The sequence below is a fragment of the Mycobacterium sp. NGS35 genome (assembly GCF_059812855.1).
The window spans coordinates 189,765-198,471 of sequence record NZ_JCALDL010000008.1 but is presented as its reverse complement, the minus strand read 5'-3'; the positions used below and the strand labels follow the sequence as shown (position 1 = coordinate 198,471).

The 8,707-nt window shown below is 64.3% G+C and carries 7 protein-coding genes and 1 tRNA gene; 3 read left to right on the top strand and 5 right to left on the bottom strand.

Translation table 11 applies throughout. The features are described 5' to 3' along the window. Nucleotides 1-176 precede the first annotated feature (176 nt). The 5 genes from AC5Y4C_RS15070 to AC5Y4C_RS15050 form a co-directional block, all read right to left on the bottom strand. Nucleotides 177-362 carry a hypothetical protein gene (locus AC5Y4C_RS15070; protein ID WP_499963720.1) on the bottom strand — a complete coding sequence of 62 codons (186 nt, stop codon included), beginning with the start codon at nt 360-362 and terminating at the stop codon, nt 177-179. Between the two features lie 338 nt (nt 363-700). After that, on the bottom strand, nt 701-1,012 hold the full coding sequence (locus AC5Y4C_RS15065; protein WP_499908800.1) for a hypothetical protein: 312 nt from the start codon (nt 1,010-1,012) through the stop codon (nt 701-703). A gap of 5 nt (nt 1,013-1,017) precedes the next feature. After that, nucleotides 1,018-2,259, bottom strand: coding sequence for an Rv0964c family protein (locus AC5Y4C_RS15060; RefSeq protein ID WP_499963722.1), 1,242 nt, complete (start codon nt 2,257-2,259; stop codon nt 1,018-1,020). Between the two features lie 129 nt (nt 2,260-2,388). Then, on the bottom strand, nt 2,389-2,715 hold the full coding sequence (locus tag AC5Y4C_RS15055) for a WXG100 family type VII secretion target (protein ID WP_499963724.1): 327 nt from the start codon (nt 2,713-2,715) through the stop codon (nt 2,389-2,391). A 113-nt stretch (nt 2,716-2,828) separates the two neighbouring features. After that, nucleotides 2,829-2,901 (bottom strand) — tRNA-Arg (locus tag AC5Y4C_RS15050). Nucleotides 2,902-3,036: 135 nt separating this feature from the next. Between AC5Y4C_RS15050 and AC5Y4C_RS15045 the strand changes: the two genes are divergently transcribed. From AC5Y4C_RS15045 to AC5Y4C_RS15035, 3 genes are read left to right on the top strand one after another with little or no spacing between them, the layout of a single operon-like run. Next, nucleotides 3,037-4,518: a wax ester/triacylglycerol synthase family O-acyltransferase gene (locus tag AC5Y4C_RS15045; RefSeq protein WP_499963726.1), complete on the top strand. Its 1,482-nt coding sequence runs from the start codon at nt 3,037-3,039 to the stop codon at nt 4,516-4,518. Then, nucleotides 4,515-6,167, top strand: a complete 1,653-nt coding sequence (locus tag AC5Y4C_RS15040; protein ID WP_499963727.1) for an HAD-IB family hydrolase — start codon at nt 4,515-4,517, stop codon at nt 6,165-6,167. Before AC5Y4C_RS15045 ends, AC5Y4C_RS15040 begins: the two co-directional genes overlap by 4 nt. Beyond that, a complete protein-coding gene (locus AC5Y4C_RS15035) occupies nt 6,164-8,512 on the top strand; it encodes a glycerol-3-phosphate 1-O-acyltransferase (protein ID WP_499963729.1) in 2,349 nt (782 codons plus the stop codon). The genes AC5Y4C_RS15040 and AC5Y4C_RS15035 overlap by 4 nt, the downstream gene beginning before the upstream one ends. Nucleotides 8,513-8,707: the final 195 nt, after the last annotated feature.

Below are 8,707 nucleotides of genomic sequence, written 5' to 3'. Positions count from 1 at the left end.
CCCCCCCCCCCCCCCCCCCCCCCCACCCACATCAGGCGCCGATGTGCCGGACCATCGCGGGGCGCCGGTCGGGAGGGACTAAGCGAGGTGAGCTATGGCCGATTAGCCGGGAGTCTGGAGATGTTTCGACGAGCGGGCGGATCGTCGGGTAACTGGGGCTCTTGCGCTCGTATCGCTCACAAGACCACGAGCAGCCACTCGGTGACCACCGCGACGAAGGCTCCGAACGCTGCGGCTGACGCTCCGATGCCGAACGTTCTCGTACGTTTCGACCAGGCCGTCGCGAGCGCCAGAAGTGATGGAAACACCCACGCATATGGCCAGAACCAGATGCCGCACAGGATCAGCGACCACGTGCCCACCAACAATCCGAGGAGAAGCGGCCGCTCCCGCTTCTGTATGGATATGGGAGACCGGGGCGGAGATCGCCGAGATGGCGTCATGACTTAGAAACCCAGCAGGAGCCACTCGGTTAGCAGCGCGACGAATGCTCCGAACGCCGCAGCCGAGCAGCCGAGTGCGAAGGTCCGAAGGCGTTCAAACCAAATCGTTGCACCTGCAAGTACCGCCGGGATAAACGGTGCGAGCGGCAAAAACGCCAATCCGAACACGGCCAGCGACCAGGTGCCGACTAGAAGTCCGAGAAGTAGAAAGACCGGACTATGTGGGCGTTTCGAGCCGTCGGCAGCTGAAAATGACATCAGAAAATCCAGTTCACGAGCGTAAGCAGGCCGGCCAGTAGCAAGACCGCCACACCTGTGTTGGGGGCAATCGCCAGCGCAATCCCCGCGCTACGGAACAGGGAGCGGCGCGCGAATGCGGCGGTAATCGCGCCGATTGCGGTGAACAACAGCCAGGCGATAGCGATCATGGACCACGCAACGAACGGCGAGGGCGGTCCCGACTTGGCGAATATTGTCAGACGAACAACGATAGCCCACATAATTCCGCCAAGCGCCGCACCAGCGAAAGTTGCGGGCAGCCAGACGATTTCGCCTCTGTGATGCGTCACGGAAGCTACCTACCGAGAATGGCCACAGTCGGCGGTTTAACCGGTGAGCCCAGTTGGGTCGTCGGCGGAATGAGGGGGAATTGGGTGTCGTAGCCATAGAAGCGGGGGACCAACGCTTGGTCACCGACTTGCTGGTCGCGGATTAGTCCCAACATCGGTCCCCACTCGTCGTCTATGTCTGGATATACCTGTGCCATCGTCGTTGTCGTGCTTATGGTCATTGAGTCCCTGAGTTGCATGCGTTCGTTGTAAACCTCCAAGGCCGGAAATGCCGTCGCAGTGCCGCCGATTGTCGGCCCTGACGAGCCGGGCTGCACCGCGAGTATGCCTTTCACGGCGACGGTCGCCTTGGCAAGGTTCTCGCCGCCCGGCGAGAATGGATCCGCGGCCGCATACCGGAGGTACACCGTCCCATCCCGCAATTGCGCAACATTGACTTGTGGTGAGCCGGCTTGGATCTCACCAGTGTCGAGATTGATTGACGGGTTCTGCCGTGCCACCACGAGTCCGTTCTCGTAGTCGATTAAAAAGGACACACGCGAATTCTCCGGAAGGGCGCCCGGATCGAAGCCGCGGTTGTCGCCAACGTTGCGGTCGACCAGATTGGGGATTGTGAAGTTCGGTGCCAAGACAGAGTCGCTCGGTATGAACAGATTGCCGCGAACGATGCCCTGGCCGGGAACGGGGTTGATCCGACCGACGACCACGTTCGACACGGCGCCACGGTTCTTGGGGTCGTAGGTGTGGGGGTCGAGGACGCCGGCCGTATGCCAATCGGCCAATGACTCAGGTTCGCGACCGAAAACCTGCTTGAAGGCTTCGATCTGGTTCTGCAACCGGGCCGGCGCCTGTTCCGGCGGCCCTGGCATGACCGGTATCGGATCGGTGCCGTCAGCCATTTCGATTGCATGCGCCAATTGATCGTCTACCTCGTCCGCCGCGGCGAGGATGAGTTTCAGCTCACGGTCTAACTGGATTGCGTTGAGCATCGCCTCGAACGGCAAAAGCCTGGTGTTCGGGTCAATCTCGACCATGTTGGTAGCAGTATTCACCCGACAACCCATCGTGGGTGCCTTGTCCCTGAGTTGACGCAGTCGCTCCTTCACCTTGTCAATGCCCTCGGCGGCGGCATCGGCCGCGCGGGCGACTGCGAGCGCCTCCCGGCCGTGGGAGTCGAGGTCTCGTCGTGTCTGGCCGACCGCGTCCCGCGCCGCGTCCGCGGCGTCGCCGCCCCAATCGTCGAACACTGTCAACGACTCCAATTGCTCTGAAGCGCCGACCGTGATTTCGGCGCGTGCTCTCTCAGCACTGAATACGTCGCGGACCGCATCGGAACTTCACCGGTCGATATCGGCTACCGACAAACCGCCCATATCTCAGTCGACGGTCGCAACCGCACCCAGGGCGCCGATCTCAGCGACGGCTTGGGCGTTGTCGTCTTCGGTCGTGGCGAAACTCAGATTGCTGGCGTAGAACGCGGTGCCGTGCCCGTCGAGACGCTCGAGCAGGACCGCACTCGTCTGTTTCCATGAACCCACTCGGGCGCTCAGTGCACCAGCTGACCGCCCGACCCATCCGCTCTGCGCATCTGCGATCCGCGCGTCCGCCGAGGCATACCCGGCGGCGATTTCGTCGACACACTGCATCACCCGACTGGACGCGCGGGCAAGCTGGTCAGGACGAACTTCTATCCGTTGTGACATCAGTACCTCCACGAGAATCGTCGCACGGCCAAAGCCGGGTGATGTGCACTGATTCGGGGAGAGGACCTGCGTACTGCATATCGGGCTCGGCACGCCCCTGTGGCCCCCCTGTGCGCCCCCGGCAGGACTCGAACCTGCGACCTACCGCTTAGAAGGCGGCTGCTCTGTCCGCTGAGCTACGGGGGCAGCGCGGGCAGTCTATCCAACAGCGACGGTCCGCCCGGCCGATCTCGACGCCACGTCAATCCCTCTCCCACGAGGTAGTCGAGCGGACTAGCGTTGTCCTCGAACGCGATTTACCGGGGAGGAGTGAACGAGACGGTGGCTGAGGCAGTAGACGCGGCGGGGCTTCCTCAAGAACTCGGTGCGTTCGACATGTTGCTGCACCGCGGCGAGGCCAACCCACGGACTCGCTCCGGGATCATGGCCGTCGAAATCCTGGACACCACACCCGACTGGAACCGCTTCCTGAACGTTTTCGAGTATGCGTCGCGCCGCGTGCTGCGGCTGCGCCAGAAGGTGGTCGTGCCGACGGTCCCGACGGCCGCGCCCAGATGGGTGGTGGACCCCGACTTCAACCTGAACTTCCACGTACGACGAATCCGCGTGCCCGACCCCGGCACGCTGCGCGAAGTATTCGACCTCGCCGAGGTGATTCTTCAATCGCCGCTTGATATTTCACGTCCGCTGTGGACCGTCACGCTGGTCGAAGGTTTGCCCGACGGCCGCGCCGCGCTGCTGCTGCATATGAGCCACGCGGTCACCGACGGTGTCGGTGCAGTGGAGATGTTCGCCCACATCTACGACTTGGAACGCGATCCGCCGCCTCGCGAGCCAGTGCCGCTGCCCATTCCCGAAGACCTCACCGGCAACGACCTTGCCCGCGAGGGCCTCAACCGGTTGCCGTTCACCATCCTCGGCGGCGTCCGCGAGGCCGTCACCGGCGCCGCCCAGGTGGTCGGCCGCGTGCTGAGCAACCCGGTTGCGGCGGTCGAGGGCGTCGTCGAGTACGCCCGCTCCGGCGCTCGGGTGATGTCGCCCGGTGCCGACCATTCCCCGCTGCTTCGCCGTCGCAGCCTCACTTCTCGCAGCGAGGCCATCGACATGGAGCTCGGCGACATCCGCGCCGCCGCCAAAGCCGCCGAGGGCTCCATCAACGATGCGTACCTAGCTGCGCTGTGCGGCGCCCTGCGGCTCTACCACCTGGAGTTCGGCGTGCCCATCGACTCGCTGCCGATGGCGATCCCGGTGAACCTGCGAGCCGAAGCCGATCCCGCCGGGGGCAACCGCTTCGCCGGCGTGATGATCTCCGCGCCGCTGGGAATTTCCGACCCAACCGCACGCATCCACAATGTCCGCACTCAGATGTGCAAGCGGCGCGAAGAACCCGCGATCGACATGATCGGCACCGTCGCGCCACTGCTCAGCCTGTTGCCCGACCCGCTGCTGGAATCGGTGGCGGGTTCAGTGGTTTCGGCAGACGTGCAAGCCAGCAACCTGCCGGTGTACGGCGGCGACACCTACATCGCTGGAGCAAAAGTGTTGCGTCAGTACGGTATTGGGCCCCTGCCCGGTGTCGCGATGATGGCGGTGCTGATTTCGCGTGGCGGCATCTGTACTGTCACCACCCGCTATGACCGGGCGTCATTCGTCGACGACGAACTCTGGGCGCGGTGCCTGCTGGCGGGGTTCAATGAGGTGCTCGCCCTCGGTGGCTCAGGCCGCGCCACGCCCGCCTCATTCACCGAGTCTGCCAAGTCCAGCGCCGAGGCGCCGTCACCCAACGGGAGTTCACCGTCATGAGCCCGTCCGACAATCGGTCCCTCGATCGCCGGGACATGAGGCTGCCCGGCTCTGTGGCAGAAGTGGAAGCCAGCCCGCCGGGCCCGCACATCGGTGCGTTCTTCGACCTCGACGGCACGTTGGTGGCCGGCTTCACCGGCGTGATCATGACGCGGGAACGATTCCGGCGCAGAGAGATTGGGATCGGTGAGTTCCTCGGAGTCGTCCAGGCGGCACTGAACCACCGTCTCGGCCGCGCTGACTTCGAACAACTCATCTACCGCGGCGCGGCGATGATGAAGGGGCGCTCGATCGACGACATCGACGAGCTCGGCGAGCGACTGTTCGTCCAGCACATCGTGTCGCGGATCTATCCCGAGATGCGAGAGCTGGTTCGGGCGCACCAGGCCCGCGGGCACACCGTGGTACTCAGCTCGTCGGCGCTCACCGTCCAGGTGGAACCCGTGGCTCGATTTCTTGGCATCGACAACATCCTGAGCAACCGCTTCGAGGTGGACGAAAACGGCATCCTCACCGGCCGTGTGCTCAAGCCGATCCTGTGGGGTCCGGGTAAGGCGAATGCAGTGCAGAAGTTCGCCGCTGACCATGACATCGACCTGACGAAGAGCTACTTCTACGCCGACGGCGACGAGGACGTCGCGCTGATGTACCTGGTCGGCAACCCGCGGCCCACCAACCCCGAAGGCAAGCTCGCGGCGGTGGCGGCCAAGCGTGGCTGGCCGGTGCTGCGGTTCTCCAGCCGCAGCGGCAGCAGCCCTGTTTCGGCGCTGCGCACACTGGCCGGCGTGGCGTCACTGGCGCCTGTCGCCGCCGGTGCCGTCGGCGTGGGCCTGCTCGCCGGCAGCAAGCGCCGGGGCGTCAACTTCTTCACCACGAACTGGGGCAGGCTGCTTCTGGCCACCACCGGCGTCAGCCTCAACGTGCTCGGCGAGGAGAACCTCACCGCGCAGCGGCCGGCGGTGTTCATCTTCAACCACCGCAACCAGGTGGACCCGATCATCGCGGGCTATCTGGTCCGCGACAACTTCACTTCGGTGGGCAAGAAGGAGCTGGAGAAAAACCCGCTGATGGGCCCGATCGGCAAGGTCATGGATGCGGTGTTCATCGACCGCGAAAATACTCAGGCCGCCGTCGAAGAGCTTCACAAAGTCGAGGAACTCGCGCGCAAAGGCTTGTCGATCGTCATCGCCCCGGAGGGCACCCGGCTGGACACCACGGAGGTGGGGCCGTTCAAAAAGGGCCCGTTCCGGATCGCGATGGCGGCGAAGATCCCGATCGTGCCGATCGTCATTCGCAACGCCGAAGTCATCGCCGCGCGCGATTCGAGCACCTTCAACCCCGGCACCGTCGACGTCGTCGTCTACCCACCGATACCGATCGACGACTGGACGCACGACAATCTCAACCAACACATCGCCGAGGTGCGCCAACTCTATCTGGACACGCTGAAGAACTGGCCGCACGACAAGGTTCCGGAACTACCTGAAAATCTGCGAGGCAAGCCGAAGCCGGCGAAGAAAGCGCCAGCCAAGAAGGCTGCGGCTAAGAAGGCTGCGGCTAAGAAGGCTGCGGCTAAGAAAGCTGCGGTGAAAAAGACTGTGGCAGAGGGTAATTCACAGGTCGGTGACAGGGCGGAAAGGCAGCGATGAGCGCCCGCACCGACGACCTGGACAGTTTCACCGCGACCGACGACGCGTTGGTGCTTGCTTCCGTGTCGTCGGCGGCCGAGGTGGAGTTGCTCAACAACTGGCTCGCCCAGCAGCGCCGCGAGCATCCGGAGGCCAAGGTGGAGGTGCTGCGGCTGCCCGCTGAGGACGAGCCCGACCCTGGGGTGGTTGCTCAACTCGTCGAGCAGCTCAGCGCCGACGAGGACCGGACGGTGGTGCCGGTGCGCGTGTTCTGGGTGCCAGGTGGTCTGCCGACCCGGGTGAAGCTGGTCGGCTTGCTCTCGGGCCGCGACACGTACCGGCCGCCCGAGATCCTGCAGAAGCGCATCCTGCACCGCGACCCGTCCAGAGCTCGGATCGTCGCGGGCGAACCCGCCAAGGTCTCCGAACTCCGGCAGCAGTGGCAAGACACGACCGTCGGCGACAATCCGCGCGACTTTGCGCGATTCGTGCTGCGCCGCGCCGCACTCGCGATTGAACGGGTGGAACTGCGGCTGCTCGGCCCGGCGTACAAGTCGCCGCGGTTGGTCAAACCGGAGATGTTGGCGTCGGCACGCTTTGTCGAAGGGCTGCAACAGATTCCGGGCGCATCGGTCGAGAAGGCCGGCCAGATGCTCGACGAACTCGCGACCGGCTGGAGCCGGTTCTCGGTCGACCTCATCCCGGCGCTGGGCCGCGCGATTTTCAGCCGGGGGTTCGACCCCAACATCGACTACGACCGCGAGGAAGTCGAAAGAATGCGGCGGGCGCTCGAAACCCATCCCGCGGTCCTGCTGTTCTCGCACCGGTCCTATCTCGACGGCGTGATTGTGCCCGTCGCGATGCAGGAGAACCGGCTGCCGCCGGTGCACACGTTCGCCGGTATCAACCTGTCGTTCGGGTTCATGGGCCCGTTGATGCGGCGCTCAGGGGTGATCTTCATCCGCCGCAAGATCGACGATCCGCTCTACAAGTACGTGCTGAAAGAGTTCGTGGGCTACATCGTCGAAAAGCGGTTCAACCTCAGCTGGTCGATCGAGGGCACCCGATCCCGAACCGGAAAGATGTTGCCGCCCAAGCTCGGTCTGCTGGCATTCGTTGCCGACGCCTACCTCGACGGGCGCAGTGAAGACATTCTGCTGCAGCCGGTGTCGATCAGTTTCGACCAGCTTCACGAGACCGCCGAGTACGCCGCCTATGCGCGCGGCGGTGAGAAAACCCCTGAGGGCCTGTCCTGGCTGTACAACTTCATCAAGGCGCAAGGGGAGCGCAACTACGGCAAGATCTACGTCCGGTTCCCGGAAGCGGTGTCGATGCGTGAATACCTTGGCGAACCGCACGGGCCGATGGCCACCGATGAAGCTGCCAAACGCCTCGCTTTACAGAAGATGGCGTTCGAAGTGGCATGGCGGATCCTTCGGGCGACACCGGTGAACGCCACCGCGCTGGTGTCGGCGCTGCTCCTGACCACCCGTGGCCGAGCGCTGACGCTCGACCAGATCCATCACACGCTGCAGGATTCGCTCGACTACCTCGAGCGCAAGAAGATCCCGATGACCAACAGCGCTTTACGGCTTCGCACCCGGGAAGGAGTGCGGACTGCGGCCGACGCGTTGTCGAACGGCCATCCCGTCACTCGGGTGGACAGCGGCCGGGAGCCGGTGTGGCGCATCGCGCCGGAGCACGAGCACGAGGCGGCGTTCTACCGCAACACCATGATCGACGCGTTCCTGGAGACGTCGATCGTCGAACTGGCCCTGGCAGGCGCAGCGCGGGCCGACGGCGACCGCGTCGAAGCGTTCTGGGCACAGGCGATGCGGTTGCGTGATCTGCTCAAATTCGAGTTTTACTTCGCTGACTCCGCGGCGTTTCGTGAGCACATCGCCGAGGAGATGGCGTGGCAGGACGACTGGGAAGCGCGTGTGCGGTCCGGGGGCCGCGACATCGACACACTGCTGCACGACAAGAAGCCGTTGATGGCGCACGCGATGCTGCGTCCGTTCTTTCAGGCCTACGAGATCGTCGCCGACGTGCTGCGCGACGCTCCCGCGGAGATCGGCGAGAAGGAGCTGACGAAGCTGGCGCTCGGTGTCGGTGAGCAGTACCTAGCGCAGGGCCGAGTGCGCAGCAATGAGTCGGTGTCGGCGCTGCTGTTCGGCACCGCCCGGCAGGTGGCGGCCGACCAGGGATTGCTGCAGCCCGCAGCCGATTTGATGGAGCGGCGCAAAGCGTTCCTGGCGGAGCTGCGTGCGATTTTGAGCGACATGGATCGCATCGAGATGGCGTCGGTTGCGCAGTTCAACGAGCGGGAGGCCCAGCGGCGTCGTCAGCGTCTGCAAGCGGGCTGATCGGGTTTAGTCGTCGGCGTGGCGGCGCTGATCCCAGCGTTCCAACCGCTCTTGTGCCAGGTGTAAGGCAAAGGCCACGAGCGGAACACCGACCGATAACATCGCTATCACAACAAGATTCATGATCTTCTCCTGCCCGGAGCGTACGTCCAGGCGAACGTATGCCTTGGGACCGACACGGTTTCCGCTGATGCA

What these genes read in the sequence shown, in the direction of transcription:
- AC5Y4C_RS15055 (WP_499963724.1), bottom strand. Translation starts at nt 2,715, where the DNA reads ATGTCACAACGGATAGAAGTTCGTCCTGACCAGCTTGCCCGCGCGTCC.
- AC5Y4C_RS15040 (WP_499963727.1), top strand. Translation starts at nt 4,515, where the DNA reads ATGAGCCCGTCCGACAATCGGTCCCTCGATCGCCGGGACATGAGGCTG.
- AC5Y4C_RS15035 (WP_499963729.1), top strand. Translation starts at nt 6,164, where the DNA reads ATGAGCGCCCGCACCGACGACCTGGACAGTTTCACCGCGACCGACGAC.